General features: G+C 71.0%; 17 protein-coding genes. 6 read left to right on the top strand and 11 right to left on the bottom strand.

Annotation, left to right across the window (positions count from 1 at the left end; genetic code table 11):
• Positions 1–94: 94 nt before the first annotated feature.
• The 8 genes from AC0HI0_RS28835 to AC0HI0_RS28800 form a co-directional block, all read right to left on the bottom strand.
• The gene (locus AC0HI0_RS28835; protein ID WP_480926642.1) at positions 95–1606 is read right to left on the bottom strand and encodes an SCO6880 family protein; all 1512 of its coding nucleotides are present in this window, start codon (positions 1604–1606) and stop codon (positions 95–97) included.
• Entirely contained in the window at positions 1603–3762 is a 2160-nt protein-coding gene (locus tag AC0HI0_RS28830; protein WP_480926641.1) for a hypothetical protein, read from the bottom strand. The genes AC0HI0_RS28835 and AC0HI0_RS28830 overlap by 4 nt, the downstream gene beginning before the upstream one ends.
• A complete protein-coding gene (locus AC0HI0_RS28825; RefSeq protein WP_480926640.1) occupies positions 3749–4366 on the bottom strand; it encodes a hypothetical protein in 618 nt (205 codons plus the stop codon). The genes AC0HI0_RS28830 and AC0HI0_RS28825 overlap by 14 nt, the downstream gene beginning before the upstream one ends.
• Positions 4367–4380: 14 nt before the next feature.
• A complete protein-coding gene (locus AC0HI0_RS28820) occupies positions 4381–4650 on the bottom strand; it encodes a hypothetical protein (protein ID WP_480926639.1) in 270 nt (89 codons plus the stop codon).
• A 61-nt stretch (positions 4651–4711) separates the two neighbouring features.
• A complete protein-coding gene (locus AC0HI0_RS28815; protein WP_480926638.1) occupies positions 4712–5674 on the bottom strand; it encodes a hypothetical protein in 963 nt (320 codons plus the stop codon).
• On the bottom strand, positions 5671–6294 hold the full coding sequence (locus AC0HI0_RS28810; RefSeq protein WP_480926637.1) for a hypothetical protein: 624 nt from the start codon (positions 6292–6294) through the stop codon (positions 5671–5673). The genes AC0HI0_RS28815 and AC0HI0_RS28810 overlap by 4 nt, the downstream gene beginning before the upstream one ends.
• A gap of 26 nt (positions 6295–6320) precedes the next feature.
• On the bottom strand, positions 6321–7397 hold the full coding sequence (locus AC0HI0_RS28805; RefSeq protein ID WP_480926636.1) for a C40 family peptidase: 1077 nt from the start codon (positions 7395–7397) through the stop codon (positions 6321–6323).
• Positions 7394–8167 (bottom strand): glutaminyl-peptide cyclotransferase, encoded by a 774-nt coding sequence (locus tag AC0HI0_RS28800; protein WP_480926635.1) that lies wholly within the window; start codon positions 8165–8167, stop codon positions 7394–7396. The genes AC0HI0_RS28805 and AC0HI0_RS28800 overlap by 4 nt, the downstream gene beginning before the upstream one ends.
• Positions 8168–8186: 19 nt before the next feature.
• Between AC0HI0_RS28800 and AC0HI0_RS28795 the strand changes: the two genes are divergently transcribed.
• The gene (locus tag AC0HI0_RS28795) at positions 8187–8315 is read left to right on the top strand and encodes a hypothetical protein (protein ID WP_480926634.1); all 129 of its coding nucleotides are present in this window, start codon (positions 8187–8189) and stop codon (positions 8313–8315) included.
• Positions 8316–8409: 94 nt separating this feature from the next.
• The gene (locus AC0HI0_RS28790; protein WP_480926633.1) at positions 8410–8952 is read left to right on the top strand and encodes a helix-turn-helix domain-containing protein; all 543 of its coding nucleotides are present in this window, start codon (positions 8410–8412) and stop codon (positions 8950–8952) included.
• Positions 8953–8960: 8 nt separating this feature from the next.
• Here AC0HI0_RS28790 and AC0HI0_RS28785 read toward each other — a convergent pair whose 3' ends face one another.
• A complete protein-coding gene (locus tag AC0HI0_RS28785; protein WP_480934413.1) occupies positions 8961–9308 on the bottom strand; it encodes a helix-turn-helix domain-containing protein in 348 nt (115 codons plus the stop codon).
• A gap of 113 nt (positions 9309–9421) precedes the next feature.
• Between AC0HI0_RS28785 and AC0HI0_RS28780 the strand changes: the two genes are divergently transcribed.
• The 3 genes from AC0HI0_RS28780 to AC0HI0_RS28770 all read left to right on the top strand — a co-directional run bounded on the left by AC0HI0_RS28780 (position 9422) and on the right by AC0HI0_RS28770 (position 13440).
• A complete protein-coding gene (locus tag AC0HI0_RS28780) occupies positions 9422–11704 on the top strand; it encodes an ATP-binding protein (RefSeq protein WP_480926632.1) in 2283 nt (760 codons plus the stop codon).
• A 29-nt stretch (positions 11705–11733) separates the two neighbouring features.
• On the top strand, positions 11734–12963 hold the full coding sequence (locus AC0HI0_RS28775; protein WP_480926631.1) for an FAD-binding protein: 1230 nt from the start codon (positions 11734–11736) through the stop codon (positions 12961–12963).
• Positions 12964–13092: 129 nt separating this feature from the next.
• Positions 13093–13440: a DUF6355 family natural product biosynthesis protein gene (locus AC0HI0_RS28770; RefSeq protein ID WP_480926630.1), complete on the top strand. Its 348-nt coding sequence runs from the start codon at positions 13093–13095 to the stop codon at positions 13438–13440.
• Positions 13441–13510: 70 nt separating this feature from the next.
• On the opposite strand, the gene AC0HI0_RS28765 is transcribed toward AC0HI0_RS28770, so the two are convergent.
• The gene (locus tag AC0HI0_RS28765) at positions 13511–14098 is read right to left on the bottom strand and encodes a bifunctional DNA primase/polymerase (RefSeq protein ID WP_480926629.1); all 588 of its coding nucleotides are present in this window, start codon (positions 14096–14098) and stop codon (positions 13511–13513) included.
• A gap of 414 nt (positions 14099–14512) precedes the next feature.
• On the bottom strand, positions 14513–14794 hold the full coding sequence (locus AC0HI0_RS28760; RefSeq protein ID WP_480934412.1) for an HC3 family zinc finger protein: 282 nt from the start codon (positions 14792–14794) through the stop codon (positions 14513–14515).
• A 470-nt stretch (positions 14795–15264) separates the two neighbouring features.
• Between AC0HI0_RS28760 and AC0HI0_RS28755 the strand changes: the two genes are divergently transcribed.
• Positions 15265–16116 carry a helix-turn-helix domain-containing protein gene (locus AC0HI0_RS28755; RefSeq protein WP_480926628.1) on the top strand — a complete coding sequence of 284 codons (852 nt, stop codon included), beginning with the start codon at positions 15265–15267 and terminating at the stop codon, positions 16114–16116.
• Positions 16117–16126 lie beyond the last annotated feature (10 nt).

The following is a 16126-nucleotide window of genomic DNA, read 5'->3' as shown; positions in this document are numbered from 1 at the left end:
GCGATCCGCCCCGCCCGTTGTCCGGCGGGGCCCAGCCACGGGCGCGGCACCCATCCCGGCAGCCCTGCCCCGACCTGGTCGGCGCGATGGCGGGTCATCGCAGGCCTCGGGCGAGGGGGAGTGCGGCGGCCCAGAAGCCCTGGTCCTGTTCCCAGTGCAGCACGTGGGGTTCCACGGTCGCCTCGTTGAGGGCGGCTTCGGCCGCGCCCGCCTCGACCTCCAGCTCCTCCGGGGTGGCGGCGGTGACGGAGACGAAGCCGAGGAACCGGAAGTGGGCGAAGCCGTCGACGAGTTCGGCTTCGCGGCGGTGCAGGTCTTCGGCTTCGCGGCGGTCGGCGCGTTTGGTGCGGCGGTCGATGCGCCGGTTGAGGGTTTCGCGGGCGTCGTCGGCTCCGGCCTCGACGTCGATGCGGGTCTGGGCTTTGCGGGTGGGGACGGGTTCCAGGATCAGGGACAGGGTGCGGCGGGTGGTGAGGCGGAGCAGGAACGGTTCGAGGAAGCCGACCGGGACGCCGCCGTCGGCGCGGGGCCATTCGGCGATCCACCAGGTGCGGTGCACGGCGGAGTCGGTGGCGTAGTGGGTCCGGTGGGCGGTGGTGGCCATCGGGTGGCATGCGGTCGGGTCGACGCCGGAAGGGGTGCCGGGGTCTCCGCCGGCCTGGTCGCCGTGTCCGCCGCCGCGCCGGTCGAGCATCGCGGTGGCGGCCGGGTCGAACGCGGTGCGCACGAGGTAGGCGAGGCCGCGTGGGGGGAGCCAGCCGCGCACGGTGATCCCGGCGGCGCGTAGTCCGCGTTCGACCCGGGTGATCTCGGCGAACAGCACCGACGCGGCTCCGTCGTCGCCGCCTCCGGCGGTTTTGATGCGGGCGGTGGCGCGGCGGGGGTCGAGGCGGAGGATCAGGAAGGATTCGTGGCGTTGTCCGGCGCGGCCGTGGGTGGTGATGAGTTCCTCGTAGGCGGCTGCGGCGAAGGGGTTGGTGTGCTGGCCGCGGACGTTCCATTCCCGGCGGACGGGGTCGCCGGACTCGGGGATGACCCGTTGGAGGATCTGGACGCGGGAGAGCGGGCTGTCCGAGCGGCACAGCGAGTTGAGCACCGCGCCGAACCCGGTCACGCGGTGGGCCTGGTCGGCGGTGTCGAGCAGGGCGAAGGTGTCCGCGCCGATCTCCAGCGCGGCGACCAGGCTGCCGTCGAGGGTGTCGGTGACGACGCCGAGATCCCGGTCGCGGTCTTCGCCGACCTGGTAGGTGTGGAACCGCAGCCGGGACAGGTCGCCGGGCAGGCGCGGGCCGTCGGCGACGGTGTCGTGGGGGCGCAGGCGGAACGGGCCGCCCCGGTACTCGTGCTGGCCGGTCGCCCGGGTGAGCAGTCGTCCGAGCAGGATCGGCGCGAAGTCGACCAGCGGCCGTCCGAACACCGGCACCAGCGCCGCCGCGACCAACAGGCCCGCTACCGTGAGCGGCACGGCTTTGAGCACGCCCGGCGTGTTCAGCCCGGCCACGACGGTGAACAGCGCGACCACCAGGCAGACGAGCTGGGCGGGGGTTTTGCCCCACAGCACGCCGTCGCTGCGACGCTTGGAGAACCGGACACGGATCGCGGTCACCACCGACCTCCTCCATTCGCGGGCCCCGGCGGCACGCTCCCGGGCTCCTGGGCGTTCGGCACGGGCTGGTTGCCGCTGCCGGTGGGCAGCGGGAGGTAGGGCAGGTGGTCGGGGTAGGGGCTGTCCTCGGCGCCGCCGGAGGTCACGCCGTCCATCGCCACCTGCCCCGCCACCGCCCCGACCGCCCCGGCGATCGCGGCACTGGTCAACACCGACCGCATTCCCGCCGCGTGACTCGCCGTCGCCGACCGGTGCACCTGCTGCTGCCGGAGACCACCCGGCCGAGCCGTGGACGGGGGCCGGGTTGGCGTGGAGATCGTCAGACCCCCGGCGGGCGAGGACCGCAGTCCGGCGGGCTGCGGGGCCGGGAGTCGCCGCGCGGCATTGCCGCCGGACCGGGTGGTCGACGAAGTGGTCGAGTGCAGCGCGGCACCGGCGGGTGAACCGCGGCCCGCGACCATGGCCAGCGTCGCGGCCGTGGTCATCGCCAGTGACCCGCGCCCCGAACCCCTGCCGTGGTCGCCGTCGAGCGGGAACCACTTCACCACCACGAACGGCGCGACCGCCGCCACGCCGAGCGTGCCGACGCCGAGCAGCAGGTCCCCGAGCCCGCGTCCCTGGCCGATCCAGCTCTCGCCGAGCCGGAACACGATCACGGTCAACGGTTTGGCGATGACGCACGCCCACAGCACCGACAGGCCCTTGCGCGACCACTTCCGGGTGCCCCTCGGTCCGGCGCCGCCGGCGAGTTGGAGCACCATCAGCGCGACCGCGAGCACGATCGCGCCCTTGCGGAACACCAACAACAGGTAGGCGACCCCGGAGCAGAACGCGCCGAGCAGGCACACCACCATCACGAACAACCAGCCGGTGGCCGACGCCGCGCCCGAGGTGGCCAGCGTGTACATCAGGGAGAAGAACCGGGCGTAGACGACCTCCGACGTGCCGGCGGTCGCGCCGGCGAACCAGTCCGCGGCCCGGTCGGACACGAACACCGCCAGCGCGACCAGTGTCAACCCCGCGCCGAGCCCGAAGGCCCACCGCACGATCCCGAGCGCGCCCTCGGCGAGTTCCCGGGGTCGCATCCGCACGGCCGCGATCACGGCGTTGACCAGGAACAGGATGAGGACCAGGTAGGCGCTGACGGTGCCGATCGCGCCCAGTACCGATCGCAGCCCAGGGTCGTTGAAGTCGATGGAGGTCGGGTGCCGGAGCGCGTCCAGGGTGAGTTCCAGGCCGGTGAGCATCGCCCGCGCGGCGGCCTCGGCGAGGCATTTGTCGAACTCGGTGGCGCAGTCCATCGCGCCCCACAACTTCGCCCCGGCCTGCGCGGCCGTCGCCCCGGCGCACAACGTGCCCATCGTGAGCACGTTCGCCGGGACCGAGCACAACGCCGCGACGCTGTCGCCGACCTTGCCCCAGTCCACCACCGACTCCGTGCCCCCGGTCGCCGAGCCGATCGGGACGCCGTCCGCGACCACCCGCCCGGCCAGGTTCAGATCCGCCGCCGTGACCCCGGGAGGGAACGGGCGGCGGGCGAGGTAGGAGTTGAGCACCGCACAGGTCCGGTCGATCACCCGCCGGTCGGTGCCCTGCGAACTCGCCCCGGTGAGGGTGTCGCCGAGCCTGTCGCGGGGGATCGCGGCGCAGTCGATCGTGCCGTCCGCCGCACGCGGCCACCACTGCATCGCCATACACCCGTCGCTGGTGCCCACGCAGGAGCCCACGGCGGTACGCACCTGGTCGATGCGGCGCTCGTTCTGCTCCTCGGTCCAGTGGTAGGCGGGCGACAACGGGGGCCGGGTCAGGCAGAACCGCCACGTCGCCCGCTGCGGCGAGAGCTCCCCGCGGTGGTTGACCACGAACGTGCACCGCAGCTCCGTGTCGTCGCGCAGGATCGCCTGGTCCCCGCCGCACACCGCGTCCGCCGGCACCTGCGCCGAGGGCCACGGGCAGCCCGGCGCGAGATACCACCACCGCCCGTCCGCCACCTTCACCCGCGGATACTCCCGATCCGCGATCAGGACCATCTCGATCCCGGCGGTCGGTTGCGGCGCACCGGACTGCGCGGCGGCGGGCGCCGCGAACACCACCAGCAGCACCAGCACGAGCACCCCGGCCGAACCGGCCCGCACCACGGTGTCAGCAGCGGACATAGGGCACCGCCGAGAAACCCGAACCGGTCCGCAGGAACGCCGACGCCCGGTGCACCGCCGAGACGGGCAGCGTGGTCGCCTCCGGCGGAGACGACGGCACCCACCGGCCCTCACGCCACACCACCCAGTACGACCACAACGCGCCCACCACCTCACCCGCCCCGGTGGCGGTGTCGGCGGACCGCAGCCAGAAGCCGTCCACCGACACCCGGGCCCGATCACCGTCGCGTGCCTCGACCTTGACCGCCGTCGCGCCGAACAACGCCCGCCGGTAGGCCGGGTTCTCCTGCTCCGCCCACCGCCCGAACCCCTCGACCACCTCCGGAGCGGCACCAAGGTCGCGCGCCGCCTCCCGGACCGCCTGACTCCCCGCGACCCGTCGCGACACCAGCACCGCCAAGTGGCCCGCAGCCGTGGCCGCCACCGCCTCGTCGCCTCGCTCGCACTCCGCATTGCGGGACACCTGCGAGGTCGGCACCTCGCCGACGCTGTTCGTCCGTCCGATCAGGACACCGCCGGTGAACACCGCTACCGCCGCCCCCGACAGCGCCAGGACTTTGACCACCGGCCGGAATCCGCGCCGCGTGCTGCTGTAGTCGACCATCGGTCCACCACCCTTCAGCCGGAGAACACCGAGTACATGAAGTTCACGAGGATCGAGGCCATGCCGACGACCGCGCCGAGGAACACCCCGCCCACCACGCCGCCGATCCCGACCCCGCGCGCGTGCTGGAACCCCAACCGCGGCCCGACCACGGCGATCCCGATCCCGATCACCACCGCCGCCAACCCGCCCACCAACACGTACATCGCGATCGAGTTCACCAACGACTCCATCGCCGCCAACCCCGGAGCCTTGCGGCCGTCCTCGATGTCGATCGGCCCCACCGGCCCACCCGCCTGAGCACGCCACCACGTCGTCCAAAGCCCGTCATGCACTGTCAACACCTCACAACCGTTGTGCGGAAAGAAGAATCGCGGTCGCGGCGACCTGCTCGGCCGCCACCCCGCCACGCGTCACCGGCGCGGCCGAATCGACCAGCACCCGCTCGAACGGCACCCGCAACACCGCCGCGACAGCACGCCCGGCAGCGGCCTCGGCAGCAGCGGCGGCCCGCGGCCACCGACCCGGCCGGTGCTGCACCACGACCACCACCGCCCGGCCGGTCAGATCACGCCGGACGTCACCGGCCACCAGCTCGACCAACCGCCCGGCCCGGCGCACCTCGGCCGCATCCGCCCGGCACACCACCACCAACACGTCGGCGACCCCCACAGCCACCCGCGCCGCCGCGTCCAGCTCGGCGGGGCAGTCGAGCACGGTCATCCGACCCACGCCCCGCAGCACCTCGACCACGTCCAGCACCTCCGCCGGACGAACCACGCCCCACGGCCCGGCCGGCGGCACGCCACCCACCCGCGTCACCCAGCCACGCGACCCCGTGCCCGCCCCGAAACACTCGACGTGCCGCACCCCGTGCACGAACCCGCCGAGCACCGCGCCCCGATCCGACTGGGCCAACACCCGACCCAGGCCCGGCCAGTCCAACCCGACACCCGGTGCACCCGGCAACCTGGACGCCGCCCCCGGCCACACCGAACCCGACGCGTCCACCACGACCACCGGCCCCGGCTGATACGACGCCGCCACCACCGCGAGCCGCGCGGCCACCGTCGACCGACCCGAACCGGCCACACCCACCACCGCCACCACCAGACCCGACAACGGCCGCCGCAACACCTCCTCCACGCCCGCCCGCCCCCGCCGGCCACCGCCCACCCGCGCGACAGCGGGCACCTCGCCGCGCGGGATCAGGACCGGCCCAGGGGCAGCCGGCTGCGGGGCACGGTGCACAGGGAACGCGGCGGAGGCCGGGAACGGCACCGGCTGCCCACCCCAACTCCCGCTCACCAGCGGAATCCGATCCGAGCAGGCAGCCACGCCGGACGCGGCTGCACGACCGGCTCCGACGACGGGGTACCCGCCGGACGCGGACTCCCGAGCCGCGCCGCCCTGGCCCGCAACTCCGCCGACGGCACCTCCGGCGACCACCCGGACTCCCGCAACCGTTGTGGCAGCGCGATCCCCGCCCGCGACGACAACCGCCCGCTGATCCCGTCCAACGCCGCCGCCAGATCCAGGCACCGCCGGTCGGCCAACGTGGCAGCGGCATAGATCGGTCCCTTATACGAGAAGGGGAGGCCGCGGTCGCGGGCGGTCACCGCGGCACGGAGTTCGGCCGCGTGGTCGGCGACCCGGTCGCACAACACCGTCGAGTACTGCTGCTGCCGCCGCGTCACGGCCGAGAACTCCGCGACCGACTCGGACAGGTCGACCATCCGACCATCCACTGTGGACAACGTCATCTCCTCGGTCAGCCGATCGGCGTGCGCCGACCCGCGCGACACGACGTGCTCCTCGACCCGCACCGCCCACGCGACCGGATCCGCCGCCGCGGTCACGTCCGGAGAGGCCGGCTCCACCCACTGACGGTCGAACCCGAGGAACCCCTCGTTCTCCACGTCGGACATCGATCCCACCTCGCCTCTCCGCGACATCAGGGAATCGGCCGGGCCGCGACGCCACGGAAATCGCCGCCCACCCGCACCCGCGACACCCTCACCACCTCGCCCGACTGCGGCGCCTCGACCATCCGGTGCACGCCGTCGAACGACCCGAGATACATCGCCACGTGATGGGTGCCCCAGAACAACAGATCCCCCGGCCGCGCCGAGCCGAACGGCACCACCAGCTCCGCGCCGGTCAACTGCGAGTCCGACGGCCGCGTGATCCGCACCCCGACCTGCGCGTAGGCGTACAACGTCAAGCCACTGCAATCGAAACCGACCTTGTCGAAGTCCCCGTGCGCGTCCGCCACCCCGCCGTCCCGCACCCCTTTAGTCGGCCCGTGCTCGTCCCCGCCGCCCCACGCGTACGGGGTCCCCAACCACGCCAACGCCGCCCCGACCGCCCTGGCCACCCGCTCCGACGCGGCCACCACGGTCCCGACGACCTGCGCCTCGGCAGGCAGGACGACCGTGTTCCCCACGACCCGCACCGACACCGGCCCCGCCACCACCTGCTCCACACACCCCGCCCCGCCGCCGAACCGCGCGGCCACGACCTCCTCGGCCCACCGCCGGTGCCGCGCGTACCACGACGCACCCGCCCCGCTCGCCTGCACCACCTGCGCCAACTCGTGATTCGGCCGCGGATCGGACCCATACCCCGGAACCCGCCTGAGCAACACCGCGAAGAACCCCGCCGCCGCCCGACCCGGATCCGTCCGGTCATAACCCGCATACGCGTCGAACGGCCCCGGCGCGATCTGCTGGAACGCCCCCACCGCCTCGCCGACCACCACATCGGCCCGCAACGTGCTCTCCTGCATCGCGGTCTGCAATGCGATCACCACACCCCGACGCTCCACGCCCATCCCCTTGGCAGAAGCCAGAATCGCGTCCACAACAGCCGCCTTCGACGACGACAACACCGACCCGACCGCGACCTCGCCACCGTCCGCCGCGCACGATCCGGCTTGATTGGTCGCGCCCGCATTCCATTGCGTGGTCAGCAATCCGCCGCCCACCACGAGCACCAAGACCACGGCGGCCACCGCCAGGAGCGGCTTCATCGGACGACCCCGCCCAGTCGGATCCTGAACCGGTGCCGGAACCCGCCCGAGACCCAGAACTCGCCCGGCTCGCCTGCGGCGACGATCCCGCCCACCGCGCCACCCGCGCCGGGCTCCTCCGCGCGGATCCGCGCCACGCTCGCCACACCCGTGACCCGACCCGACGCCACCTCGACCCGGACCAGCCAATCCGACCCGACCACCACCGCCCAGACCTGCGCACGCCCGTCCTCACGCACACACGCCAACGCCCCCAACCGATGCCCGGCCACCCAATGCCCCGACACCGCCACCGAGCCGATCTCCCCGAACGTCCCCGGATCCCGCAACACCAACCGACCAGGCCCCTCGACCACCACCACGACCCCGTCGACCCCGCACGCACCCGACACCCCACCGGCGACCGGAACCCGCCGCTTCTCCGCCAACGTCCCCGGATCCCGCAACACCGCCACCCCCGGCGAGACCTCCCACAACCCACCCGGGGTCACCGCAACGCCGACCACGTCCCGCCCGGCCGACCCCACCCGCCGCACCTCGCGACCGTCCCCGGCATCCACCACCCGAAGCGCGGACCCTGCGGGCGTCGCCACCGCCTCGACCAAGCCCTCCGCCGTCGACGCCAACCCGACCCCGCCCGCGGGCACCCTCGCCACCACCCGCACCGCGGCGAACACCCGCACCTCGGCCGTCGACACCGCAACCGAGCTCGGCGGCACCGGCACCGGGTCCTGCGTCGCACACGCCACCGACGCACACGACACAGCCATCCCAAACACCACCCGAAACATGAAGACAAACCTGCCCATGAACGACCTCCGAACCAGCGTGAACGCACTCCAGCGTCACGCCGAAAAGGCGCATAACACCCAGGAAGCCTCTGATATCCCGGATTTCCGCGACCCGGTCAAAGTCTGATCTATCGGCACGTGGAAAGGTGGAATAAATGCGTCGACCCGGGTTACTTTCGGTCCACCCGGAATCCTGGTGAAACCAATCGGAGGAGGAGACGATGTCCTTCGACGCCCACGAAATCCCGCGGTTCGACCCCACCGCCCTGACCCGACACCGCCGACGAGCCGGTCTCACCCAAGTGGCGCTGGCCCGACGCCTCGCCATCCACGACAACAAGATCTACCGGTGGGAGAAAGGCCTCACACCGATCACAGCCGCCGAACTGCGCCGGCTCGCCCGCGAACTCCGCGTCGCCCCACCCCAACTCCAACAACCGCTCACCGCACCACCCACACTCACCGACCTGCGCAGCCTCGCCGCCCTGGCCCCCGTCGAACTCGCCGACCGGCTCCACATCAAGACCACACGCCTGCTCCGCTGGGAACACGGCCACCTCGGCACCCCCGACGAACACGGCCCCCTGCTCGCCGCCACCATCGGCATCAGCGACACCGCCATCGCCCACCACGAACGAACCGGACTCCTGCCCACCGTCCTGGCCGTCCGCCTCGCCCGAGCCCTGCACGTCACACCACGACAGGCCGCCGCGGCCTTCCACACCACGCGCAGGACCCACCAGCAGACACGCCCGGCCGCCTGACCGGCCACCTACGCCGCCTCCCCGCCCGAACCCGGCCCCGCCGACACCACCGCCAGCCGACGCCCCATCACATACCGGCGCCGCGCATCCCGCTCCAACACCCCGGCCTTCCACAACGCCACCAACAACCTGTGGACAGTCGTCATCGGCAACTCCATCCGCCGACAGATCTCCGACATGCTCACCGCCCGCCCGCTCCCGGCCACCACGTCCAGCACACGCAACACCCGCCCCAGATAGTCCCGCCCCTCCGACACAACCGGTGACGACGACCGCCCCTCGACCTCCCTGAAAGGGTGACGAACCACCCGACCGGTGATTCGTGACTCAGATACCCCGCACGACCGCGGCTGCATGGACATATCCTCAACTCCTCGGCAGTAGTCACCCAAAGGGCGTCGATCTGTCTTCCGAGTGTCGGAACAGCCTGGGGGAGAGGCAAGGGGGCAGGTGTATTCGAATGGAAGGAATGAAGAATAGGTCGGTGGTCGAGGAGGGCTTCGCCGAGGCGCTTCGCCGGGCGCGGGGCGGCGAGTCCCAATCGTCGGTGGCGCGACGAATGCGGTACAGTGCCAGCCACTACTCCAACGTCGAGAACGGATTGAAGCCGCCGACCGAAGACTTCGCCCGCGCCTGCGACACCGCATTCGCGACCGGCGAAAGATTCCTCACGCTGATCAGCCAGGCGCAACCCCCACTCGGTCTGAAAGCCCGCGCCCGCCCGGCGGAGCTGCCCCAGTCACCGCGCCTGGTCGGCCGTTCCGCACTGCTCGACAGCCTCGACCGGGTGCTGGACACACCGGGAGGCGACCACTCCGCGCTCGTCATCGCGCTCGACGGTCAAGCCGGTGTCGGCAAGACCACCTTGGCGCTCGCCTGGGCCCATCAGGTCAAGGCGAAGTTCCCCGACGGCGCGCTGTTCGTGGACCTGCGCGGCTACGTCGCGGACGGAGATCCCGCCGCGCCCGACCACGTCCTGGAACACATGCTCAAGGTGCTCGGCGTCCCGGCCGCCGACATCCCGACCGGCGTCGACTGGAAGGCCGCTCTGCTGCGCACGGTCCTGGACGGCACCCGCACGCTGCTCGTGCTCGACAACGCCGCCGACCTCGACCAGGTCCGACCGCTCATCCCCGCCGAACCCGGCTGCCTGGTCGTGGTCACCAGCCGACGCAGGCTCTCCGGCCTCGCGGTGCGCCACGGCGCGCAGTGCCTGACCGTCGACAGCTTCGACCGGTCCGACGCGATGACCCTGCTGCGCGACGTCGTCGGCGAACGCGTCGACCACGACCCCGAGTCCGCCCACCGGATCATCGGGTTCTGCGGCGGCCTCCCCTTGGCCGTGCGGGTCGCCGCGGAACGGGTCGCCGCCAGCCGGCACCTCACCCTCGCCGGCCTCGCGGACGAGCTGTCCGGCGAGAGCCAGCGGCTCGACGTCCTGACGCTGCACGACATCGGCACCGCGGTCCGGGCGGTGTTCTCGTGGTCGTTCCGCGCCCTGGAGCCCGCCGCCGCGCGGACGTTCCGGTTGCTCGGCCTGCACCCCGACCGCGAGTTCGGCGTCGGTGCCGCGTCCGCGCTGACCGGACTCCCGGTTGCCGAGGTGTCGAGACTGCTCGACACCCTGACCGGCGTCCACCTGCTGCACGAAGTCGGCCACCGCCGTTACCGCTTCCACGACCTCGTCCGCGACTACGCGGTCGAATGCCTCACCACCGAGGAAACCCTCGACGACACCGTCCACGCCGTACGCGACCTCGCGTCCTGGTACCTGCGCACCATGGCCGCCGCCAACAAGGCCATGTCCCCCAACCGACCCCAGGTACCGCTGCCGGCCACCGTCGAACCGATCGAACCGCTGACGTTCAGCACCACCCACGACGCCGTCCGGTGGGCGGAGGCCGAACTGGCGAACCTGGCCGCCATGACCCGCCAGGCGGCGACCCTGGGCATCCACGACCTGGCGTTCGGGTTCCCTGCGGTGATGGGCTACTACCTGTACTGGCGGCGGCCGTGGCACCTGTGGGTGGCGCCGATGGAGACCAGCCTGGCCGAAGCCCGACAACTCGGCGACACCGCCGCGCAGGCGTCCATCCTGAACAACCTCGCCACCGCCTACCTCGACCTGCACCGGGTCCGCGACGCGCACGACAGCTTCGCCGAGGCGATGCGGTTGAGAGTCCGCGACAACGACCGCGAAGGCCAGATGTGGAGCGGAATCGGCATCGGCCGCGCGCTGCAAGCCCACGGAGACCACGCCGGCGCGCACGAGCACTACCGGGCGGTGCAGACGCTGTGCACCGAACTCGACAACCGGTGGGGCTGGGCCATCGCGACCGCCTACGTCGGTGACACCCTGCGCGCATTGGGGCAGCACGACGCCGCGCTCGCCGCGCTGGAGCAGAGCCAGACGGTGATGAGCCGGCTGGACGACCGCCAGTCGCAGAGCTGCGCCTTGGACAAGATCTCCGACGTCCACCGCGACCGAGGCGACCAGTCCGCGAGCCTGACCTACCTCGAACAGGCGCTGGCCGCCAGCTCCGGCGCCGCCGACCGGTGGGGACAGGCCGAACTGCGCCGCAAACTTGGCCGACTCCACCTCGAACTCCGCCACCCCGAACAGGCCCGCCAAGCCTGGACCGAGGCGCTACAACTGTTCGAGGCGCTGGGGGACACCAGGGCGGTGGGCGTGCGCGCCGACCTCGCCCGACTGGACGCCGGCGACCTGCCGACACCCCGCCGCGCCGGCTGAAGACCCGTCCCGGCCACGAAAGGACCTCGATGCCCGACCCGTTGCCCGCCGTACGGGGCGTGATCTCCACCGACGAACACGACATCGACTGGGCGTCGACCGACTTCGGCAGAACCACCCACCACCGTCCGCTCGCCGTCCTGCGCCCCGAATCCGCCGACGACATCGCCGCCGTGCAGCGCTACGCCACCGCGAACGACCTCCGCCTCGTCCCACGATCCGAAGGCCACTCCACCGCGGGTCAGGCACAGGCACCCGGCGGCATCGTCGTCGACATGACCGGCCTCGACACCGTCCACGAGATCGCCTCCGACCACGTCGTGGTCGACGCCGGCGCACGGTGGAGCCAGGTCCTGGCCGCCACGATCCCCCGAGGCCTCACCCCGCCCGTGCTCACGGACTACCTCGAACTGTCCGTCGGCGGCACCCTGTCGGTCGGCGGCATCGGCGGCGCCAGCCACCGCCACGGCGCACAGACCGACAACGTCCTGGCACTCGACGTACTCACCCCGGACGGCACCCGCCACACCTGCTCACCCACCACGAACCCCGCGCTGTTCGACACGGTCCGCGCCGGCCGAGGACGCAACGGCATCATCCTCACCGCCACACTCCGGCTGCTGCCCGCCCACACCCACGCCCACGTCTACCGGCTGGACTACGACAACCTGGCAGACCTCCTCGCCGACCAACGCACCCTCATGCGCGAACAGCGATTCGACTACCTCGAAGGCCAGGCCCAACTCGACGACACCGGCCGCTGGAACCTCCGCATCGAGGCCGCCACCTTCCACACCCCACCCGCAGAACCAGACGACACCCAGCTCCTGCACGGCCTCAACCACCGCGGCGAGCCTGACACCGAGGCCACGACCTACCCCGGATTCCTCGACCGCCTCGCCGAATCCGTCGCACTGCTCCGCCGCATCGGCCCGTGGCAGCAGCCACACCCCTGGCTCAACCTCCTGCTCCCCGACCACCAGACCGAAACCACCGTGTCCGCCGCCCTGACCGAGACCACCCGGCCGCTGATCGGCGACAGCGGCGTCGTCCTGCTCTACCCGATCCCCCGAGCCCGATTCCGGACCCCGGCCCTCCACCTCCCGGAAACACCGGTCAGCTTCCTGTTCTCCATCCTCCGCGCCGCACCCGCCGACGACCCCAGCGCCCTGGCACGGATGGCCGAGCACAACCACAACCTCACCCGTGCCGCCATCACCGCAGGTGGAGTCCCCTACCTCGGCGAAATTGCCACCTGAACCACGCCACGCATCCCTATTCGCTTCCATTCGAATAAGGCAACCCACTGCCACAACTCCAGCGCGCGATCAATTTTCGGAATCGCCCCGCCGCCACCGCGGCATCCCGATCAATTCGGAGGCGATCCCATGCACATCCCGGTACGCGGCACCCTGGCCGCCGCCCCGCTCCTCACCGCCCTGCTCCTCGGACCGACAGAGACCGCGTCAGCCCGAGCACTCTGCGGCTTCCACCACGTCAACCCCGACCACAACAACGGCGCGGTCTCCCGCTACGACCACTGCGCCGACTCCTTCATTCTCATCCGCGTCGACACCTCCAGTGGCCACCACTACGGCAAATGCGTCGGCCCCTGGGGATCGGTCCCGTTCTGGCCCGGCGAAGCGGTCACCAACGCCTACTACGTACCGACACCGCCGAACACCATGGAGGTCGACGGCCGCAGGATGTGCCGCCTCCAACAACCTGTGGTGTAGACGGCGAAGGTCGGTGACGGTGCCCGGCGAGCCAACGCCGAGCGTCGTCACCGGCCTGTGGGCATCGACCTCAGGTCGGGCTCGGAGTGGCCGAGGTTCCGGTGACCGACTTGATCAGTTCGTAGAAGGTCTCCGCCGCCAGTAGCGGCGTGTCGGCGCTCGGGACGACGATCCACTCCATCCGTTCGCCGTTGAAGCGGGTCGGGGGAAGCGGGACCACTCGCGCATTGTCGAACGTCGCCACCTGGCTCGGGTCTGGCGCAACCTCGGCTGAGGGCTTGACGAGGAAGAAGGCCACCGGGGTGTTCTCGATCCAGAAGACTGGCGTCGGGTTGGCCTTGAACCGATCCTGGCCGATGACGGCGATCGCCACGTTCACGTGGACGGCGACCACCCCGAGGTCGGGGCCGGTGACGGTGAGCACGCCGCAGTCGCACTGGCCGTCCGGCCCCCACCACTCTCGTACGACGTCTCCATCGGTCGTGGCGTCCGTCAAGGGTCGCAGCGACACATCATCCGTGGGCTCGCTCGATGCCGGGTCGATGAACCACGTTCCATCCCACGTCGCCCCGGGAAGCACCGGCCAGCCCAGCTCGGTGTATCGCAACGCGGCCTGCTCGTTGCCGCGCGACTTCGGTGCGACGACGGAGTTCGTCATTGACTGCCTTTCGGTTGCCTCGCGTGGAGTATCCACAGAGGATTGTTTGCGTCGGCCATGGGAGTTGGCCGGCAGGAATGCCTTCGTCCTGCGGCTAGGCCGACTCGGTCAGGCGGTGTCGTGCCCGCGTGCTCGACTTGGTGCACGCGAGGTGGAACCGCAACAGTGGGCTGCATGGCACGGCCACGTGACGCCACAGCTTTGTTCGACAGGTCATGCAGAACCCGTTTGCGTCAGGCGCATGATCTTCGAGCAGTGTGAGGATCCCGGCGGCAAGCCCGGGTAGTTCGGTGCGAGCGATCAGGGCTGCGTCTGCGTCGCTGCCTTGGAACACTCCTTGCACCGCTGCCTCAAGTCGTGCTCTGACGTCCATCATCAGGGCTCGGAAGACAACGTTGTTGTCCGACGTCAACATCATGTCCTGCCTCCGCTTCGTCGAGTCGGACGGCGGCCGGGGTTCTTGCACACAGGGGTTTGCGGGTGCGGGAAGGCCGGGATTCCCTCGTGTTTGCGCCAAGCGGCGTCACAGGCGGTGCACGTGGGCCAACACCCATCGGGGTGTCGCGGGGGCGGATCGTGTGGCACCGTCACGGGTTCGCCGCACAGCGTGGAACCCGTGTCGCACGCCGCCATCGAGCGCGGGACTGCATGACGTCGTCCGGAGTACGGCAACCAACGAAACGCGCGGGTGGTCATCACGGCCCCTGCTCGGGTGCACGGGAAGACGTGCCGATCCGTCGAATGGGGCCGGCTTTCAATCCGGGTGGTTCAGGCTGCACCACGGCAGGCCTGCCGCCGACCGTGCCGTGGTGCCTCCTGCTCGCCGATTGGTCAATGGGCGGCCATGCCGTCCGCGGGACCGGCAGCGGTGGGGGGCGCTTCACCGCCGCTGGCTCCGCAGAACCGCCCGTCGGCAAGTTGTCGAGGAACGCGTCCAACTGGCCTGGGCCGGCTCCGCCATGCAGGGGGCCGGCCAGGGGAGTGTCGCTGATCAGCTCGGGTCGCGGACTGGTAACTTGAGTAACCGTCCTCATGGATCCTCCGATCTGGCGCGTTAACCTCGCCTCAGACCGTAAATCCGTTTAAACAAGTTCGCTACTCGACCTTATGGGTGAACTTGCCTGCTACGTTCCGCAAGTTGGCAAGTCGCCCGAACCGGAGGCTCGATGACCCCCGCCGCGATCCCCAAGCGCGTCGCCGACGTGATCATCGGTCGCAAACTCGCGGAGCTTCGCGTGGCCTGTGGACTGAGCCAGGCCGAGGTGGGCAAGTTCCTCGACTGCACGCAGAACAAGATCGGGAACATCGAGCGGGGCGACAGCGGCACCACCTTGCCCGACCTCCTCGCGCTGCTCGACGGCCTCCGCCCCGACGAGCCGACCAGGGAGCAGCTCCTGCTGTTGGCACGCGGCCGGGAGAAGCGGGCGTCGCGGACCGCGCTGCGGGCGAGCTTCCTCGGCACCATGCGTGAAGTCGTCGACCTGGAGACCAGCGCGCACTACCTGTGGCAGCACAACAGCATGACCGTCCCCGGTCTTCTGCAGACCGAGGCGTACATGAGGATGCTGTTCCGGGCGGCGAGGCCTTCGATGAGTCCGGACGACGTCGAACGTGCCGTGGTGCTGAGGCTTCGGCGGCAGGCTGTTCTCGACAACCTCGATCAGCGGTTCTGGTTCGTCGTGGACCAGGCGGCGCTCGAACGCATGGCGAACATGGACGGCAGCTCGGCCATCCAGCGCGAGCAGAAGGTGGCCGTCGCCGAGGCCATCGACCGGCCGAACGTCGAGGTGCAGGTCGTTCCCTGGAACGTCGGCTATTACCTCGGTCAGGCCTTCACCTACACGATCTTCGGCTATGACAGCGATCCTCATGTGCAGCTCGTGCACATCGAGGGCCTCAAGGACGGTCAGGTCACGTCGAGCCAGGAAGAGGCGAACGAGTATCTGACGGTGTGGGAACACCAGCGGGCCGCAGCACTCGGCCCGGAGCAGTCTCGTGCCTTCCTCATGGCGCAGTGACCGAAAGGGA

The organism is Saccharothrix sp. NBAS 001, from assembly GCF_056640475.1.
The sequence above is the reverse complement of the archived record's forward strand: the minus strand, read 5'-3'. Positions and strand labels throughout refer to the sequence as shown.

Bases quoted from the DNA above. Each gene is read 5' to 3' on its own strand.
- AC0HI0_RS28760 (WP_480934412.1), bottom strand. From the start codon at position 14,794: ATGACCACCCGCGCGTTTCGTTGGTTGCCGTACTCCGGACGACGTCAT.
- AC0HI0_RS28795 (WP_480926634.1), top strand. From the start codon at position 8,187: ATGAAGACAAACCTGCCCATGAACGACCTCCGAACCAGCGTGAACGCA.
- AC0HI0_RS28775 (WP_480926631.1), top strand. From the start codon at position 11,734: ATGCCCGACCCGTTGCCCGCCGTACGGGGCGTGATCTCCACCGACGAA.
- AC0HI0_RS28770 (WP_480926630.1), top strand. From the start codon at position 13,093: ATGCACATCCCGGTACGCGGCACCCTGGCCGCCGCCCCGCTCCTCACC.
- AC0HI0_RS28765 (WP_480926629.1), bottom strand. From the start codon at position 14,098: ATGACGAACTCCGTCGTCGCACCGAAGTCGCGCGGCAACGAGCAGGCC.
- AC0HI0_RS28755 (WP_480926628.1), top strand. From the start codon at position 15,265: ATGACCCCCGCCGCGATCCCCAAGCGCGTCGCCGACGTGATCATCGGT.
- AC0HI0_RS28805 (WP_480926636.1), bottom strand. From the start codon at position 7,397: ATGAAGCCGCTCCTGGCGGTGGCCGCCGTGGTCTTGGTGCTCGTGGTG.
- AC0HI0_RS28830 (WP_480926641.1), bottom strand. From the start codon at position 3,762: ATGTCCGCTGCTGACACCGTGGTGCGGGCCGGTTCGGCCGGGGTGCTC.
- AC0HI0_RS28790 (WP_480926633.1), top strand. From the start codon at position 8,410: ATGTCCTTCGACGCCCACGAAATCCCGCGGTTCGACCCCACCGCCCTG.
- AC0HI0_RS28810 (WP_480926637.1), bottom strand. From the start codon at position 6,294: ATGTCCGACGTGGAGAACGAGGGGTTCCTCGGGTTCGACCGTCAGTGG.
- AC0HI0_RS28800 (WP_480926635.1), bottom strand. From the start codon at position 8,167: ATGGCTGTGTCGTGTGCGTCGGTGGCGTGTGCGACGCAGGACCCGGTG.
- AC0HI0_RS28785 (WP_480934413.1), bottom strand. From the start codon at position 9,308: ATGCAGCCGCGGTCGTGCGGGGTATCTGAGTCACGAATCACCGGTCGG.
- AC0HI0_RS28780 (WP_480926632.1), top strand. From the start codon at position 9,422: ATGAAGAATAGGTCGGTGGTCGAGGAGGGCTTCGCCGAGGCGCTTCGC.
- AC0HI0_RS28825 (WP_480926640.1), bottom strand. From the start codon at position 4,366: ATGGTCGACTACAGCAGCACGCGGCGCGGATTCCGGCCGGTGGTCAAA.